The organism is Mycobacterium xenopi, from assembly GCF_009936235.1.
In the GTDB taxonomy this organism is placed as follows: domain Bacteria; phylum Actinomycetota; class Actinomycetes; order Mycobacteriales; family Mycobacteriaceae; genus Mycobacterium; species Mycobacterium xenopi.
In genome coordinates, this window is record NZ_AP022314.1 from 3,167,236 (window position 1) to 3,184,591 (window position 17,356).

14 protein-coding genes and 2 pseudogenes are annotated in these 17,356 nt (G+C 68.3%); 11 read left to right on the forward strand and 5 right to left on the reverse strand.

Annotated features, from left to right (window positions below):
• The first annotated feature begins 11 nt into the window (after positions 1-11).
• From MYXE_RS14870 to msrB, 3 genes and pseudogenes are all read left to right on the forward strand, one after another.
• Positions 12-1,587 (forward strand): annotated as a pseudogene (locus MYXE_RS14870) (alpha/beta fold hydrolase).
• 23 nt (positions 1,588-1,610) lie between these two features.
• Positions 1,611-2,957: an arabinofuranan 3-O-arabinosyltransferase gene (aftC, locus tag MYXE_RS14875; protein WP_085193789.1), complete on the forward strand. Its 1,347-nt coding sequence runs from the start codon at positions 1,611-1,613 to the stop codon at positions 2,955-2,957.
• Positions 2,958-2,972: 15 nt separating this feature from the next.
• Complete coding sequence (msrB, locus tag MYXE_RS14880) at positions 2,973-3,380, forward strand: peptide-methionine (R)-S-oxide reductase MsrB (RefSeq protein WP_003919072.1); 408 nt, start codon at positions 2,973-2,975, stop codon at positions 3,378-3,380.
• A gap of 69 nt (positions 3,381-3,449) precedes the next feature.
• On the opposite strand, the gene MYXE_RS14885 is transcribed toward msrB, so the two are convergent.
• The 4 genes and pseudogenes from MYXE_RS14885 to hemE all read right to left on the reverse strand — a co-directional run bounded on the left by MYXE_RS14885 (position 3,450) and on the right by hemE (position 7,293).
• Positions 3,450-4,193, reverse strand: a complete 744-nt coding sequence (locus MYXE_RS14885; protein WP_003919073.1) for a class I SAM-dependent methyltransferase — start codon at positions 4,191-4,193, stop codon at positions 3,450-3,452.
• Positions 4,190-4,885, reverse strand: a complete 696-nt coding sequence (gene hemQ / locus MYXE_RS14890; RefSeq protein WP_003919074.1) for a hydrogen peroxide-dependent heme synthase — start codon at positions 4,883-4,885, stop codon at positions 4,190-4,192. Before hemQ ends, MYXE_RS14885 begins: the two co-directional genes overlap by 4 nt.
• A 4-nt stretch (positions 4,886-4,889) precedes the next feature.
• Positions 4,890-6,247, reverse strand: a pseudogene (locus tag MYXE_RS14895) (protoporphyrinogen oxidase).
• Positions 6,244-7,293 carry a uroporphyrinogen decarboxylase gene (gene hemE / locus MYXE_RS14900; RefSeq protein WP_003919076.1) on the reverse strand — a complete coding sequence of 350 codons (1,050 nt, stop codon included), beginning with the start codon at positions 7,291-7,293 and terminating at the stop codon, positions 6,244-6,246. Before hemE ends, MYXE_RS14895 begins: the two are co-directional and overlap by 4 nt.
• A gap of 132 nt (positions 7,294-7,425) precedes the next feature.
• Between hemE and MYXE_RS14905 the strand changes: the two genes are divergently transcribed.
• From MYXE_RS14905 to MYXE_RS14930, 6 genes are all read left to right on the forward strand, one after another.
• Positions 7,426-7,905 (forward strand): hypothetical protein, encoded by a 480-nt coding sequence (locus tag MYXE_RS14905; RefSeq protein ID WP_003919077.1) that lies wholly within the window; start codon positions 7,426-7,428, stop codon positions 7,903-7,905.
• 10 nt (positions 7,906-7,915) lie between these two features.
• A complete protein-coding gene (locus MYXE_RS14910) occupies positions 7,916-8,653 on the forward strand; it encodes a gluconate 2-dehydrogenase subunit 3 family protein (RefSeq protein WP_085193785.1) in 738 nt (245 codons plus the stop codon).
• Positions 8,646-10,340 (forward strand): GMC family oxidoreductase, encoded by a 1,695-nt coding sequence (locus MYXE_RS14915; RefSeq protein WP_085193783.1) that lies wholly within the window; start codon positions 8,646-8,648, stop codon positions 10,338-10,340. Before MYXE_RS14910 ends, MYXE_RS14915 begins: the two co-directional genes overlap by 8 nt.
• 10 nt (positions 10,341-10,350) lie before the next feature.
• Positions 10,351-11,184 carry an enoyl-CoA hydratase/isomerase family protein gene (locus tag MYXE_RS14920; protein WP_085193781.1) on the forward strand — a complete coding sequence of 278 codons (834 nt, stop codon included), beginning with the start codon at positions 10,351-10,353 and terminating at the stop codon, positions 11,182-11,184.
• A 130-nt stretch (positions 11,185-11,314) separates the two neighbouring features.
• Entirely contained in the window at positions 11,315-11,965 is a 651-nt protein-coding gene (locus MYXE_RS14925; RefSeq protein ID WP_085193779.1) for a DUF3000 domain-containing protein, read from the forward strand.
• Between the two features lies 1 nt (position 11,966).
• Positions 11,967-13,220: an HRDC domain-containing protein gene (locus tag MYXE_RS14930; RefSeq protein ID WP_085193777.1), complete on the forward strand. Its 1,254-nt coding sequence runs from the start codon at positions 11,967-11,969 to the stop codon at positions 13,218-13,220.
• Between the two features lie 25 nt (positions 13,221-13,245).
• Here the strand turns inward: MYXE_RS14930 and dxs are convergent, their stop codons facing one another.
• Positions 13,246-15,168, reverse strand: coding sequence for a 1-deoxy-D-xylulose-5-phosphate synthase (gene dxs, locus MYXE_RS14935; RefSeq protein WP_085193877.1), 1,923 nt, complete (start codon positions 15,166-15,168; stop codon positions 13,246-13,248).
• Positions 15,169-15,492: 324 nt separating this feature from the next.
• Here dxs and MYXE_RS14940 point away from each other — a divergent pair, with 324 nt between their 5' ends.
• Together MYXE_RS14940 and MYXE_RS14945 are read left to right on the forward strand one after the other, a co-directional pair.
• Positions 15,493-16,782 (forward strand): ArsB/NhaD family transporter, encoded by a 1,290-nt coding sequence (locus tag MYXE_RS14940; RefSeq protein ID WP_003919084.1) that lies wholly within the window; start codon positions 15,493-15,495, stop codon positions 16,780-16,782.
• 84 nt (positions 16,783-16,866) lie between these two features.
• Positions 16,867-17,310 carry a CBS domain-containing protein gene (locus MYXE_RS14945; RefSeq protein WP_003919085.1) on the forward strand — a complete coding sequence of 148 codons (444 nt, stop codon included), beginning with the start codon at positions 16,867-16,869 and terminating at the stop codon, positions 17,308-17,310.
• Positions 17,311-17,356 lie beyond the last annotated feature (46 nt).

Consider the following 17,356-nt stretch of genomic DNA (forward strand, 5'->3'; position numbering starts at 1 on the left):
CCGCGTGGCGGCTGGCTACTGTGGTCGGCATGAGTCGGCACGCCACGCTCGCCACGGCCCTGGTGGCGGTGACCACGCTGTTGGCCGGCTGCGTGCCGGGCTTGGCCGCCAACCCCGGTTCGCCACCAATTCCGGCGCGCGACCGCGCGGCGCGGCCACCACCACGCCGCCGCCCGGCGGGCCGCCGCCGATCGCGGTGCCCAAGAACGACTTGTCGTGGCACGACTGCACCGCGCGGGTCTTCGGCGACGCCGCAGTGCCGCCGCGCCGGGCATCAAATTGGACTGCGCGAGCTATGACGCCGACCTCGACCCGGTCAACGGCGCAGCCGGAACGCTGAGCATCGGCGCGGTGCGGGCCCGCTCGGTGCAGACCCCGCAGGATGCCGGCCCGCTGGTGTTTACCACCGGATCCGACCTGCCGTCGTCGGTGCAGCTGCCGGCGTGGCTGTCGCGCGCGGGCGCCGACGTGCTGCGCAGCCACCCCATCGTCGCCGTCGACCGGCGCGGCATGGGAATGTCGAGCCCGGTCGACTGCCGCGACCAATACGACCGCCAGGAGATGCGCGACCAGGCTCAGTTCGAGGCCGGCGACGATCCGGTGGCCAACCTCAGCGACATCTCGGACAAGGCGACCACCAGCTGCACCGACACGATCGCGCCCGGCGACTCGTCCTACGACAACGCGCATGCGGCCACCGACGTGGAACGGCTGCGCAGCATTTGGGACGTACCCACGCTGGCGCTGATCGGCATCGGCAACGGCGCCCAAGTCGCGTTGACCTACGCCGGGTCGCATCCGGACAAGGTGGCCCGGCTGATTCTCGACTCCCCAATTGCCTTGGGGGTCAACGCCGAAGCGGCTGCCGAGCAGCAAGTCAAAGGTCAGCAAGCGGCGCTGGACGCGTTCGCGAAGCAGTGCGCGGCGGTGAACTGCGCCCTGGGTCCCGATCCCAAGGGGGCGGTCAGTTCGCTGCTGGCGGCGGCCCGCGGCGGGCACGGTCCCGGCGGCGCCTCGGTGGCCTCGGTCGCCAACGCCATCGTCACCGCGCTGGGCTACCCCACCGGCGACCGCGTCACCAACACCACGGACCTGGCCAACGCGCTCGCGGCCGCCAACGCCGGCGACGCCAACCTGTTGACGAACCTGATCAACCGAGCCGAGGCGACCCGCAATACCGACGGGCAGTTCATCAATTCCTGCGGCGACGCGCTGAACCGCCCGACGCCAGACCGGGTCCGTCAGCTGATCGTCGAATGGGGCAAGCTGTATCCGCAGTTCGGTGCCGTCGGAGCGCTCAACATGGTCAAGTGCATTCACTGGCCGAGTGGCTCGCCGCCGCAGCCGCCGAAAAAGCTCAAGGTCGACGTCATGCTGATGGGTGTGCAGCACGACCCGATCACCGGCTCGGAGGGGGTGGCCGCAACAGCCGCCGCGGTCATCAACGCGAGCGCAGCCAGCAAACGGGTGATGTGGCAGGGCATCGGCCACGGCGCCAGCATCTACTCCTCATGTGCGGTGTCGCCGCTGATCGCCTACCTGGACAGCGGCAAGTTGCCCGACACCGACACCTACTGTCCTGCCTGACTTATCGGGGCGCTCAGTGGCCGGTGTACGGTTCGCTCGTGACGGCAGTTGATTCCATCCGTACCGGTTGGCGCGATTGCGTGCTGGCCGCGTTTCGTCCCCGGACCAGCGCACCGCGGGCCGCGACCGTGCTGCGCTCGGCGTTGTGGCCGGTCGCCATCTTGGCGGTGATCCACCGCAGTGTCGTGGTCACCACGAACGGCAACATCACCGACGACTTCAAACCGATTTACCGGGCCGTGCTGAACTTCCGCCACGGCTGGGACATCTACAACGAACACTTCGACTACGTCGACCCGCACTACCTGTATCCGCCCGGCGGCACCCTGCTGATGGCGCCGTTCGGGTACCTGTCGTTCACGCCGTCGCGGTATTTGTTCATCCTGTGCAACACCGTGGCGATCCTCATCGCCTGGTATCTGTTGCTGCGGCTGTTCAACTACACGCTGGCCTCGGTGGCCGCCCCTGCTCTGCTGCTGGCGATGTTTTGCACCGAAAGCGTGACCAACACGCTGGTGTTCACCAACATCAACGGCTGTGTGCTGCTGGCCGAGGTGCTGTTCTTCCGCTGGCTGCTCGACGGCAAGGTCAGCCACCAGTGGTGGGCCGGCATCGCGATCGGGCTGACGCTGGTGACCAAACCTCTATTGGCGCCACTGGTGTTGTTGCCGCTGCTGAACCGCCAGTGGCGGGCGGTGGTCGCTGCGGTCGTGGTGCCGCTGGTGTTGAACGCCGTGGCCTGGCCACTGGTCAGCGACCCGCAAGACTTCGTCACCCGCACCGTGCCGTACATCCTGGGCGTGCGTGACTACTTCAACAGCTCGATCGAGGGCAACGGCGTCTACTTCGGCTTGCCGACGTGGCTGATCTTGTTCCTGCGGATCGCGTTTACGCTGATCGCGATCGCCAGTCTGTGGCTGCTGTACCGCTACTACCGGGTTCGCGACACGCGGTTCTGGATGCTGACCTCCTCCGGTGTGCTGCTGCTGTGGTCGTGGCTGGTGTTGTCGCTGGCGCAGGGCTACTACTCGATGATGCTGTTCCCGTTCCTGATGACGGTGGTGCTGCCCAACTCGGTGATCCGCAACTGGCCGGCCTGGCTGGGGGTCTACGGGTTCATGACGATGGACCGCTGGCTGCTGTTCAACTGGATGGGCATCGGGCGTCCGCTGGAATACCTCAAGATCACCTACGGCTGGTCGCTGCTTTTGATCGTGGTGTTCTGCGTTCTGTACTTCCGCTATCTGGACGCCAAGGCCGAAAACCGGCTCGATTCCGGGATCGATCCGGCGTGGCTGACGCCGGAGCCCGCGCGAGGCGCGGTGATCGCAAGCGCGGCGCAGCCGGGCGCAGCGGGTCACCGCCATTAGCGCTAGCGTGGACGCATGACCTCTCCACGCGTGCAGCTCAGCGATGACGAATGGCGTCAAAAGCTCACTCCCGAGGAGTTCGCCGTGCTGCGCCGGGCCGGCACCGAGCCTCCGTTCACCGGTGAGTACACCGACACCAAGACCGAGGGTGTCTACCAGTGCCGCGCCTGCGGCGCCGAATTGTTCCGCAGCAGCGAGAAATTCGAATCCCATTGCGGCTGGCCGTCATTCTTCGACCCGGCGAACTCCGACGCAGTGATCCTGCGCCCCGACCATTCGATGGGTATGACGCGCACCGAGGTGTTGTGCGCCAATTGTCACAGCCACCTGGGTCACGTGTTCACCGGTGAGGGCTATCCGACGCCCACCGACCGGCGCTACTGCATCAACTCGATCTGCCTTCGCCTGGTGCCAACCGCTTAATCCCGCGAGAGTGCAACTATCGACGCGTCGCGCGAGAGGCGACGTGGCTAATGGCACTTTCGCGACGGCCTAGTCCACCCGAGTGGCGTGGCATTCCCAGAACGGGGCGTGCGCGCGGCCATTGGTCAGCCACGGCTCGATAATGCGGAACCGTTCAGCCAGCGGCTTGATTTGCTCGGCCATCTCGGGGTTGCGCGCCAGCATCAAGTCGAAGGTCTCGCTGCTCATGTTGATCTGGTAGGTGGTCGGCCCCAGATAGGTGATCTGCCAGCCGGCGTCGGGCAGCACCTGGCGAAAGTCGTTCTCGGAGAGCGATCTGGGCATGCGGAAGCCGTTGACGTCGTGCTCGCCAAACTCGAACATGTACAGCCGCGCCCCCGGCTTGGTGGCCCGGTGCAACGCCTGCGCATAGGTGTGCTGCAGCTCCCGATCGGTGCTGAAGGTGTGGTAGAAGGCGCAGTCGACGACCGTGTCGAAGCGGTTCTCCAACCCTTCCAGCTTGGTGGCGTCGGCCAGCTGGAAGTTCACCGACACCCCCGCTTTGCGCGCGTTCTCGCGGGCACGCTGCAGCCCGGTCGGTGACGCGTCGATCCCGGTGGCCTGATAGCCCTTCGACGCGTAGTAGATGGCGTGATGGCCGGGGCCGGTGCCCGGGTCGAGGACCTCGCCTTTGACCGCGCCGAGCGCCACCAATTGCTGCACCACCGGTTGCGGGCCGCCGATGTCCCACGGCGTGGCGGTCGGCAGGCCGTGCGAGGTCCGCTGATCGCGGTACATCTCTTCGAAGCGGGCCGGATCCGTCGACGCAGTCACGGCAGCGACGCCACCAGCTGATCGACCGGCACCCGCGGGCCGGTGAAAAACGGTGTCTCGGCGCGGGTATGACGCCGCGCTTCGGTGGCCCGCAGCTCGCGCATCAGGTCGACGATGCGGTGCAGTTCAGGCGATTCGAACGCCAGGATCCACTCGTAGTCGCCCAGCGCGAAGGCCGGGACCGTGTTCGCGCGGACCTCCTTGTAGCCGCGGGCGGCCATCCCGTGCTCGGCGAGCATGCGGCGGCGCTCCTCCTCCGGCAACAGGTACCACTCGTAGGACCGCACAAACGGATAGACGCAGACGTAGGCGCCGGGCTCCTCGCCGGCCAGGAACGCCGGGATGTGGCTCTTGTTGAACTCCGCCGGGCGGTGCAGCGCCACGCTGCTCCACACCGGCGTGCAGGCCCGCCCCAATGTGGTGGTGCGCCGGAAATCTTCGTAGGTCGCCTGCAGCGCCTCGACGCGCTCGGCATGCGTCCAGATCATGAAATCGGCGTCGGCGCGCAGGCCGGCAACGTCGTAGAGGCCGCGCACCACCACGCCGCGTTCTTCCTGCTGCTTAAGGAAGGTGGCGGTTTCGTCGACGACCCTTTCGCGGTCGTCGCCGAGGGCGCCGGGCCGCACCGCGAACACCGAAAACATCAGGTAGCGGATGGTGGCGTTCAGCGCGTCGTAGTCCAGGCGAGGCATAGCTCTATCGTGCCACGCCCGCACCCAGCAACTCCGACACCGCTCGACGCGCAGCGGCGATGCAGGCCGGCACCCCGATACCGTCGAGATAGTTGCCTGCCACCGCCAGCGCCGGCGGCAAACCGGCTCGAATTTCTGCGACGATATCGGCGTGGCCGGGCCCGTACTGCGGCATCGCGTCGACCCAGCGCCGAACCCGGACGTCGACCGGTTCGACCGTCACCCCGAACACGGTCGCCAAATCCCCCACGGCCCAAGCCAGGAGTTCGTCGTCGGTGGCGCGGCAGCCCACGTCGTCGTCGAACCGCCCGAACGAAAGCCGCACCAACTCGAGGCCACTGCGGCGGCCCCACTTGCGCGACGACAACGTAATCGCCTTGGCGTGCAACGCTTCCCCGCTGGCCACCAGCACGCCGGACTGCTCGGGAAACCCGGTACCGGGCGGCACCGCCAGCGCCACCACCACCGACGATGCACAGGCGATTCGCCTGGCGGCCGCCGCGCTGCGCGGGGCAATCGCGGCGACGAGGCCGCCAGCCGCGGGGCCGGAACGGCCAGGATCACCCCGTCAGCCCGCCACTGGCCACCGGCGCCGTCGCACAGTGTCCAGCCGGGCCCGGCGGGCTCGATCCGCTCGACCCCGACCCGCTCCCAGCTCAGGCCGCTGCGGCGGATCAGCTCGTCGACCAGCACCGCGTAGCCGCCGTCGACGGCGCCGAACACCGGGCCGTCGGTAACGGCCGGCAACGCTGCCCGGACCGCGTCGGTCAGGCTGGCGGCGCCGCCGTCGAGCGCCATGGCCAGCCCGGGGGCGGCCGAGCGCACTCCGATGGTGGCGGCTGAGCCGGCATAGACTCCGCCCAGCAGGGGATCCACCGATCGGGCCACCACCTGCGGGCCGAAGCGGTCGGCCACCAGGGCGGCCGTCACCGGGTCGTCGCCGGCACGCCAGTCCAGCGGGCGGCCGGGTTCCGCGGCGATGCGCGCCACCGTCGCCTCGTCGACCAATCCCGCCATCGCTGCCGCCGACGACGGGATCCCGGCGATGGTGCCTGACGGCAACGGGTGCAGCCGGCCTTGGCTGTAGATCAGTGGGCGCGCCCCGGTGGTGCCCAGGTGTCGATCCGAAAGGCCGAGCTCGGCCAGCAGCGCGGGCACTTCCGGGCGGCGCACGACGAACGCCTCGGCGCCGACGTCCACCGGCTGGCCGCCCACCCGCTCGGTGCGCAACACCCCGCCGAGGCGGTCGGCCGGGTCGAACACCGTGATCGTGACGTCGTCGCCGACCAGCGCCCGCAGCCGATACGCTGCCGTCAAACCCGAAATCCCGCCCCCGACAATGCAATACGAGCGCGATGTCATAGCGAGTGCACCAACGACACCAGCTCGGTGAGGATGACCGGGTCGGTTTCGGGCAGCACCCCGTGCCCTAGGTTGAAAATGTGCCCGGCCGCACCGGCGTCAACGGCGCGACGACCGTCGTCGACCACGGCGCGTGCCGCGCGCTCCACCACCGCCCACCCCGCCAGCAACACCGCGGGGTCTAAGTTGCCCTGTAGCGCCGTGCCGGGCTGCACCCGGCCCGCGGCGTCGGTCAGCGCCGTTCGCCAGTCGACGCCGACCACCGTCGCCCCGGCGGCCGACATCGCCCCCAGCAGTTCGGCGGTTCCCACCCCGAAGTGCGTCATCGGCACGCCGTAGCTCGCGAGCGTGCCGAACACCCGGGCGCTGTGCGGCAGCACGTAGGCGCGGTAGTCGGCAAGCGACAGCGTGCCCGCCCACGAGTCGAACACCTGGATGGCGTCCACCCCGGCGTCGAGCTGGACCCGCAGGAACGCCACCGTCAGGTCGGCCAGCTTGCCCAGCAGCGCGTGCCAGGCGTCCGGATCGGACAGCATCATCGCCTTGGTCCGGGCATGGTGGCGGCTCGGACCGCCTTCGACCAGGTAGGACGCCAGCGTGAACGGCGCCCCGGCAAAACCGATCAACGGGACATCCCCGAGCGCGGTCACCAGCAGCGAAACAGCCTCCGCTACCGGCTGAACATGTTGCGGCTCAAGTTCTTTGAACGCCGCGACGTCGGCGGCGGTGCGCACCGGTGTCGCGATCACCGGTCCGACGTCGGGAACGATGTCCAGCTCGACGCCGGCGGCGCGCAGCGGAACCACGATGTCGGAGAAGAGGATCGCGGCGTCGACGCCATGGCGGCGGATCGGCTGCAAGGTGATCTCGCAGATCAATTCGGCGTCGAAGCAGGCGGCCAGCATGCTGTGCTTTTCGCGCAGGGCCCGGTATTCCGGCAGCGAGCGTCCGGCCTGCCGCATAAACCACACCGGGACCCGGTGCGGTTTGCGGCCGGCGGCGGCGGCCAGATACGGCGACCCGGGGAGGTCGCGGCGAACGGTCATCGCGCTCAATGCTGCCACGAACAGCGCTTCGGCCACGCCAGTCGACAGCGACGTGTGCGCGCCGCCGTTTTGGGGAATGTGCGGATAGGCGGACGCTCGGGCACCGCCCCGACGCAGGAAAGGACGCGGTTGATGGTACTGACGGACAGAGCAGGAACGGCCGGCGACGTGGTCGGCGAGGTCGAATACTTCATCGACCGAGTGTTGCGCAACATCGCCCACGGCCGCTTCGAACGCTCGTTATCGGGGTTGACGGCATTCGCGGCGGTGGTGACGACGGCGGAGGTCTACGCCGAGCATTACCGGGCCAGCTTCGGCAACAAATGGATGTGGAGCCCGATCGCGGTGACCCCGCCGGTGGTGGTCGCCGGGGTGGCGGGCGTGTTCTCGAAGCGCTGGGCCAAACGGTGGCTGCCGATCACTGCTGCGGTGTACGCAGCCAACGGGCTGATGGGCCAGTACTTCCACGCGCGCGGGGTGTCGCGGCGGCCCGGCGGCTGGCACCTGGCCAGCTACAACGTGCCGATGGGCCCGCCGATCGCCGCACCCGGGCTGATGAGCATCGTGGGCGCGATGGGTTTGTTGGCCGCGGTCTTGCGTCGTGAGAAGTAGAGGGCCGGCGATGCGCGACATCCCCAGCGGCCGACACCTGCCACAGCTGCGACCCGACGGCAAGCCGCTGCATCCGTCGTGGCTGCCGCGCCAGCGCCGCGGCGTGACACCACAGATGATCGGGCGGTACCCCGACTATGACGTGCTGTCGAGCGTCGACAGCTGGGACGCGGCCACCAGGCGCGTGGTGTTGGCCCGACTGGACAAGCCGGGACCGTTGCGGTTCTTCGACTCCTCCGAAGAGCCGACGCTGCGCGCCTTCTGCGACACCGTGCTGGCCCAGGATGCCGAGCCGCGGATACCGGTTGCGGAGTTCGTCGACGCCAAGCTGGCCGACGGTCAGCTCGACGGCTACCAGTACGCCGACATGCCCGACGACCGCGACACCTGGCGACTGGTATTGGCCGGTCTGGATGAGGCGGCCCGCGACGCGGGCGCGGAATCGTTCGCGGCGGCCGACCTGCAAACCCGGGAAACGGTCGTCGGGCGGCTCTCCGACGGACAGCTCTACGGCGGCAGCTGGGAGAAGCTCAACGTGAAGCGGGCCTGGTCGGTGGTGATGCGGATGGCCCTGTCGGCGTTCTACAGCCATCCGTGGGCATGGAACGAGATTGGTTTTGGCGGGCCGGCATATCCACGGGGTTTCATGCGGCTCGGCGGTGTGGGCGTGCGCGAGCCCTACGAAAAGCCGGGCGCCACCGCCGAGGACCCGGTGGAAATCGTCGAACAGGAAAAGCTCGATGGGTGATTTCTGGCGCGGGCTGCTCAAGGGCGCGCTCGGCCCGCCGGACAACGATTCGCGGTTTTTGCTCGACGTGCATTCGCGTGACCTGCCCGGCGAGGCCACCATGCGCCGCTACCACGACGACGAGGAGGTCGACCTGGTGGTGGTGGGCGCCGGCGCGGGGGGTTCGGTGCTGGCGCAGCGGCTGGCCCGCGCGGGGTGGCGGGTCGTGATCCTGGAGGCCGGCCCGTTCTGGCACCCCGATGAGGACTGGGTTTCCGACGAGGCCGGGTCGCACCAGCTGTATTGGACGCAGAAGCGGATCATCGGCGGCGCGGACCCGATCGAGTTGGGCAAGAACAACTCCGGCCGCGGTGTGGGCGGGTCGATGATCCACTACGCCGGCTACACGCCACGGTTCCATCCCAGCGACTTCGAAACCTACAGTCGCGACCGGGTGGGCGCGGATTGGCCGATCAGCTACGCCGAGCTGCGCCCGCACTATGCGCGTCTGGAGCAGGAGCTGCCGGTCGCCGGCCAGGACTGGCCGTGGGGAGATCCGCACCGCTACCCGTTCTCACCGCATCCCGTGTCGGGTGCGGCGCTCAAGCTTTGGGATGGTGCGATCAAACTCGGCATCGAGATGCGGGCCGGCCCGGTCGGCATCGTCAACGGCACGTTCGGCAACCGGCCGCACTGCATCTACCGTGGCTACTGTCTGCAGGGCTGCAAGGTCAACGCCAAGGCCAGCCCGTTCGTCACCCATCTGCCTGACGCGCTGGCCCACGGGGTGGAGATCCGCGCGAATTGCATGGCAGGCCGCATTGAGCTGGACAAACACGGAAAGGCTTGCGGTGTAACGTATTTCGGCGCACATGGTGGCCAGGAGCGGTTCCAGCGCGCCAAAGTCATTGCTGTGGCTGGTTATTCGATTGAAACGCCGCGGCTGTTGCTCAACTCAACCAGCGGCCGGTTCCCCCACGGTTTATGCAACAACAATGATCAAGTGGGCCGCTACGTGATGGTGCAGGGCGCCACCCAAAGCGCGGGCCGCTGGCCCGACGAGATGAGGATGTACAAGGCACCGCCACCGGAGGTGTCGTCGGAGCAGTTCTACGAAACCGATCCGGATCGCGGCTTCGCACGCGGGTTTTCCATCCAAACCGTGTCACCGCTGCCGATCGCCTGGGCCGAACATGTGCTGGCGGCCGGGCATTGGGGGGCGGCGCTGCGCGAGTACATGCGTGACTACAACCACTGGGCCACCGTCGGGGTGCTCAACGAGCTGCTGCCGCTGCCCGACAACCGGGTCACGCTGGCCGACGAGACCGATCAATACGGCCTGCCGGTCGCGAAATTCGACTACTCGCTATGCGACAACGACAAGGCGAACATGGCGTACTCCACCCAGGTGATCGCCAACATTCTGGACGCCGCCGGTGCCCAAGACGTGCTGACCATCCAGCGCTTCGCCCACCTCATCGGCGGCGCCCGGATGGGTAGCGACCCCGACACCAGCGTCGTCGACTCCAACCAGCGGGCCTGGGCGGTGCCCAACCTGTTCATCACCGACGGCTCGGTGTGCCCCACCCAGGGCAGCGCCAATCCGGCGCTGACCATCATGGCGCTGGCGTCACGGCTGGCCGACAAAATCGTCCGCGGCGACGTCACGGCCGATGCCGGGCTCAGCGGCGGACCCAGGCGTGCGTAACCTCGTCGGTATGCCAGTCAGATATCCGCCAGTCAGCTACGACGAGTTTCCCAGTCTCCGAATCGAACCGGGCACCGATGGGGTGTTGCAGGTGGTCCTCGATTCGCCCGGTCTCAATTCGGTGGGGCCGCAAATGCACCGGGACCTGGCCGACATCTGGCCGGCGATCGAGCGTGACCCCAGCGTGCGCGCGGTATTGGTGTGCGGTGAAGGCAAAGCGTTTTCCTCCGGAGGAAGCTTCGACCTGATCGAGGAAACCATGGGGGATTTCGCAGACCGGGTCCGCATCATGCGCGAAGCCCGCGACCTGGTGCTCAATATGGTCAACTTCGACAAACCGGTGGTCTCAGCGATCCGCGGCCCGGCGGTCGGCGCCGGCCTGGTGGTGGCCTTGCTCGCCGACATTTCGGTGGCCGGACGCGGCGCCAAGATCATCGACGGGCACACCAAGTTGGGGGTCGCGGCCGGTGACCACGCCGCGATCTGCTGGCCGCTGCTGGTCGGCATGGCCAAGGCCAAGTACTACCTGCTCACCTGCCAGCCCCTTACCGGCGAGGAGGCCGAGCGCATCGGGCTGGTGTCGACCTGCGTCGACGACGACGACGTGCTTGCCACCGCGACCCACATTGCCGAGGATCTGGCGCGAGGTGCGCAGATGGCGATCCAGTGGACCAAACACAGCCTCAACCACTGGTATCGGATGTTCGCGCCGGCCTTCGAAACGGCGCTGGGCCTGGAATTCATCGGGTTCAGCGGCCCCGACGTGGCCGAGGGACTGGCCGCCAACCGGGAGAAACGTGCACCAAGCTTCACCGCCGACCCACAGGTCAACCGCGTGCAGTAGGCCCGCGACGGTTCGCTGTGCTCGCCGTGGCCGGCGGCGGCCCGAAACGGCGCGCCTGCCCACACGTGTCGGCGGATGGGTCTAGCGTCAAAGGATGTGAGCCGCCCCGGCGACGCCGCACGGCGAGGTGATGCCGCGGACCGGCGCCCGGGGCCCGGCCGGCGACAATGCAGAGCGCAGCGATGAGGAGGAGCGGCGTTTGAGCCCAGCCGAACCGGCCGTGTTCCGCGAGGCGGTGGCCGCGATGAACGCCGCCACGGTCCGCGCGGAAATCGAGCTCGGCCCGATCCGTCCGCCGCAGCGCCTGGCGCCGTACAGCTACGCGTTGGGCGCCGAGGTCAAACATCCCGAGCTCGACGTCATCCCGGAGCGATCCGAGGGCGACGCGTTCGGGCGGCTGATCCTGCTCTACGACCCGGACGGGTCCGAGGCATGGGACGGCACCATGCGGCTGGTCGCCTACATCCAGGCCGACCTGGACCCCAGCGAGGCGGTCGACCCGCTGCTACCGGAAGTGGCGTGGAGCTGGCTGGTCGATGCCCTGGAGATCCGCGCCGAGCATGTCACCGCGCTCGGCGGTACCGTCACCGCCACCACGTCGGTGCGCTACGGCGACATCTCCGGTCCGCCCCGCGCCCACCAGCTGGAACTGCGGGCGTCCTGGACGGCGACCACTCCCGAGATCGGCACCCACGTCGAGGCGTTCTGTGAGGTGCTCGAGCACGCCGCGGGACTTCCCCCGGTGGGGGTGACCGACCTGGGTTCGCGGTCTCGCGCCTGACATGTGCAACGCGGCCCCAGAGCAGCGTGGCGTGCAGGCCGAGCCCACCCCGCTGCTGCACCCGGCCGGCGGGGTGCCCGAGCTCTCGGTGTCGGTCGGCGAGATTGCCGCGGCCGCCGAGCTACTCGCCCGGGGTCGCGGGCCGTTCGCGGTCGACGCCGAGCGGGCGTCGGGTTTCCGCTACTCCAACCGGGCCTATCTGATCCAGATCCGCCGCGCCGGTGCGGGTACCGTGCTCATCGACCCGGTCAGCCATGGAAGCGACCCGGCGGCCGTGTTGCGACCGGTCGCCGAAGTGCTCGCCGAAGACGAATGGATTTTGCACGCGGCCGACCAGGATCTGCCGTGCCTGGCCGACGTCGGCATGCGACCGCCGGCGCTGTACGACACCGAACTGGCCGGGCGGCTGGCCGGATTCGAACGGGTGAACCTGGCGGCCATGGTGCAGCGGCTCCTGGGGCTGAGCCTGGCCAAGGGCCACGGCGCGGCCGACTGGTCCAAGCGTCCACTACCGGCGGCGTGGCTCAACTATGCCGCCCTGGACGTCGAAGTTCTCATCGAGCTGCGCGAGGCGATCGCAGCCGTCCTGGCGGAGCAAGGCAAAACACGTTGGGCCGCAGAGGAATTCGAACATCTGCGAGCTACGGCGGCGCGGGTGGCGCCGAGCACCCGCCGCGATCACTGGCGACGCACGTCGGGAATCCATCGGGTTCGCGACCGGCGCGGCCTGGCCGCGGTGCGCGAGCTGTGGACCGTGCGCGACCGCATCGCCCAACGCCGCGACGTCGCGCCCGGCCGCATCCTGCCCGATTCGGCGATCATCGACGCGGCCATCGCCGACCCGAAGACGGTCGAGGACCTGATCGCTTTGCCGGTGTTCCGCGGCCCCAAGCAGCGCCGCAGCGCGGCGATCTGGCTGGCGGCGCTGGAGGCGGCAAGGCAAAACCCTGAACCCGTGGACGAGGTCGAGCCGCCCAACGGGCCACCGGCCCCGGCGCGGTGGGTCAAGCACAGACCGGAGGCCGCCGCGCGGCTGGATGCGGCCCGGGCGGCGCTCACGGAGTTGTCGCAGCGAGTGTCGGTGCCCGTGGAGAACCTGATCTCCCCCGACCTGGTGCGACGGCTGTGCTGGGACTGGGACGGCGGATCACAAGCCGACACCGAGCGGGTGATTGACGAGTTTCTCGCCGCCGGGCAGGCCCGCGCCTGGCAGCGCGAGCTGGTAGTGCCGGTGCTGGCTGCAGCGCTGAGTTAGCAGCCCGAGCAGACGCAAAGGCCCATCAAAACCCTTGGCTTTGAGGGCATTTGCGTCTGCTCGGCATAGCGTCGTCGCCTAAGGCCGCGACCCAGCCGGTGATCTGGCGGGCCACGTCCTGCTCGGTCAACCCAACCTCGGCGAGTATCTCGCCGCGGGAGGCGTGCTCGTAAAACCGTTGCGGTAGCCCCACATCGCGGCACGGGACGTCGATCTCCGCGCGCCGCAATGCCGCCGACACCGCGCTGCCCACACCGCCGTTGACGCCGTTGTCCTCCAAAGTCACGACCAGCTTATGCGCCACCGCCAACTCGCGGATCGCATCCGGCACCGGCAACACCCAGCGCGGGTCGACCACCGTCACGCCGATGCCCTGGTTGCGCAACCGCTTGGCCGCCGCCAGCGCCATCGCGGCGAACGCCCCCACCGCGACCAGCAACACGTCGTGGTTCAGCCCGTCGGCGGGCGCCGCGAGCACGTCGACGCCGGCGCGCCGCTCGAGCGCCGGAATGTCTTCGCCCACATCACCTTTCGGGAACCGGATGGCCGTCGGACCGTCGTTCACGTCGAGTGCCTCGCCGAGCTCCTCACGCAGACGAGCGGCGTCGCGGGGCGCGGCCACCCGCATGCCGGGCACAATGCCCAGCATCGACAGGTCCCACATGCCGTTGTGGCTGGCGCCGTCGGGGCCGGTGATGCCGGCCCGGTCCAGCACCAGGGTGACCGGCAATTTGTGCAGCGCCACATCCATCATGATCTGGTCGAAAGCCCGGTTGAGGAACGTCGAGTAGATCGCCACCACCGGGTGCAGCCCGCCCATCGCCAACCCGGCCGCCGAGGTCAAGGCATGCTGTTCGGCGATGCCGACGTCGAACAACCGGTCGGGGAAGCGCTTGCCGAACGCCGTCAGCCCGGTGGGCCCGGGCATGGCCGCAGTGATCGCGACGATGTCGCGGCGCTGAGCGCCGTAGGCGACCAGCGCCTCGGCGAACGTCGCGGTCCAGCCCGGCCCCGCCACCTTGGTGGCCACGCCGGTAGCCGGGTCGATGACGCCGCAGGAATGCATCAGCTCGGCCTCGTCGGCCTCGGCCGGTGGGTAGCCCATCCCCTTGCGGGTGACGACGTGGACAATCACCGGTCCGCCGAAACCCCGGGCGTGGCGCAGCGCGGACTCCACGGCGCGTTCGTCGTGGCCGTCGACCGGTCCGACGTACTTCAACCCGAGATCGGTGAACAGCAGCTGCGGGGACAACGCGTCCTTGATGCCGGCTTTGACGCTGTGCATGAGGTGATAGACCACCTCGCCGACCACGGGCATCCCGCGGATAGCGCCGCGGCCCTTCTCTAGCAACTGCTCATAGCCAGGCTGCAGTCGCAGCATCGCCAGATGGTCGGCGAACCCCCCGATGGTCGGGGCGTAACTGCGGCCGTTGTCGTTGACGACGATCACCACCGGCCGGCGGGCCGCGGCGATGTTGTTCAGCGCCTCCCAGCACATGCCCCCGGTCAGTGCGCCGTCGCCGACGACGGCCACAACGTGCCGGTTGCGGTGCCCGGTCAGCTCGAACGCCTTGGCCAGCCCATCGGCATAAGACAGCGCCGCGCTGGCATGGCTGGACTCCACCCAGTCGTGCTCGCTTTCGGCCCGGCTCGGATACCCCGACAGGCCGCCTTTTTTGCGCAAAGTCTCGAAGTCGGCGCAGCGCCCGGTCAGCATCTTGTGCACATAGGCCTGGTGGCCGGTGTCGAAGATGATCGGATCGTGCGGTGAGTCGAACACGCGGTGCAGCGCCAGCGTCAGCTCTACGACGCCGAGGTTGGGACCCAGGTGTCCGCCGGTGGCGGCGACTTTGTGGATCAAAAACTGCCGGATCTCGTGTGCCAGATCCCGCAGCTGTGCTTGCGAAAGGGGCTGCAGATCGGCGGGCCCGCGGATCCTTTCGAGCATCTCGCCAGTGTACGCAAGGACGACCACCGCTTGACAGGCCGCGAAGTTCTGCGGTCGGCGGAGTGCCCACGCTCCACGGGCGCCGACGAGTCCCCACGGCAGCCACCCGCGTCTTTGGTAGCGTGGCTCTGCGGTGAGCCGGGAAGCCTGGTCGGCGTCGACGTTCTGCGACCTGGGAGTAAACCGTGGACTTCCCCGCCAGCCGGACCGCATCGCTGCGATGATGATCGTCCCCGAGCACCACCCGCCCGGGGACCGTGGTCACCGACATGTCTGCAGAGCCTGCGGCGGCCCTGCGAGCGCAAACGCGGCGGAGCTCCGGCGATGAGCGTCATCGCGGTGGCGGTGTTCGTAATCGCCTACGCGCTAATCGCCTACGAGCGTTTCGACAAAACCCTGGTGGCGCTCGCCGGCGCGGCGATTGTGGTCACCTTGCCGGTAATCAGATCCGAAGACGTCTTCTACTCCCATGACACCGGAATCGACTGGGACGTCATCTTTTTGCTGCTGGGGATGATGATCATCGTCGGCGTTTTGCGCCAGACCGGTGTCTTCGAGTATGTCGCGATCTGGTCGGCTAAACGCGCCAAGGGTTCGCCGCTGCGCATCATGATCTTGTTGGTGGTCGTGACCGCGTTCGGGTCAGCGCTGCTGGACAACGTCACCACCGTGCTGCTGATCGCACCGGTCACCCTGCTGGTGTGTGACCGGCTGGCGATCAACGCGGCACCGTTTCTCATGGCTGAGGCGTTCGCATCTAACATCGGCGGCACGGCGACGCTGGTCGGCGATCCGCCCAACATCATCATCGCCAGCCGGGCCGGCCTGTCGTTCAACGACTTTTTGATCCACCTGGCCCCGGCAGTGATCGTCGTGATGCTCGTCGTGGTGGCGATGCTGCCGGTGCTATTCCCCGGCGCGTTCGCCGTCGACGCCGGGCGGGTCGCCGACGTCATGTCGCTGGAAGAGGGCGAGGCGATTCGCGATCGCGGGCTGCTGGTCAAGTGCGGTGTTGTCCTGGCGCTGGTATTAGCCGGTTTCATCGCGCACTCGGCGCTGCACATGGAGCCCTCCGTCGTGGCGCTGCTGGGCGCCGGGATCCTGATCGTGATCTCCGGGCTGGAGCGCTCCGACTACCTGTCCAGCGTCGAGTGGGACACGCTGCTGTTTTTCGGCGGGTTGTTCATCATGGTCGGCGCACTGGTGAAGACCGGGGTCATCAACGAGCTCGCACGCTCGGCCACCAACGCCACAGGCGGCAACGCCCTGTTGACGACCATGCTGATCCTCGCGGTGTCGTTGGTCTTCAGCGGGATTGTCAACAATGTCCCGTACGCCGCGACAATGACTCCGATCATCGCCGAGCTGATCCCGTCCATGGTGGGCCCGGCCAACCCCGAGGTGTTGTGGTGGGCGCTTGCCCTCGGGACCGGGGTCGGCGGCAACCTCACCGCGGTGGGCGCCAGCGCCAACGTCGTCATCCTGGGAATCGCCCGGCGCGCAGACAATCCCATCTCGTTTTGGGAGTTCACCCGCAAGGGCGCGCTGGTCACGGTCGCCTCGCTAGCCCTGGTGGCGATTTATCTGTGGGTGCGCTATTTCGCGTTCAGCTGATGGCAGCGCAGGAGACCACAACCACTTCGCGACGCCCCGCACCTGGGCGTGTGATCGCCGCCGCAGCCGACGTATCGTCGAATTATGCGGGCAGCGGAGATCGCCGAGAACTTCCCAGTCGTAAGCATCGAGTCCGACGCGCTGGACGCCGCGCGCATGCTCGCCGAGCATCGCCTGCCGGGGATCGTGGTCACCGACCCGTCAGGCAAGCCGTATGCGGTGCTGCCGGCCTCTCAGGTGGTCCGATTCATCGTGCCGCGCTATGTGCAGGACGACCCGTCGCTGGCCGGTGTGCTCAACGAGTCGATGGCCGACCGCGTGGCGGAAAAGCTGGGCGGCAAGACAGTTCGCGAGGTGCTGCCCGACCACCTGCTCAACATCCCCTACGCCGAAGCCGACGACACCATCATCGAGGTGGCCGCGATGATGGCGCGGTCGAGAAGCCCGTTGGTCGCGGTGGTCAAGGACGGCGCGCTGCATGGGGTGATCACCGCATCGCGGCTGCTGGCCGCGGCGCTGAAACCTTGACGCTCGGCACGCCGAAAAGCACGGCGGACCCGAGTCTTTGCGCTGG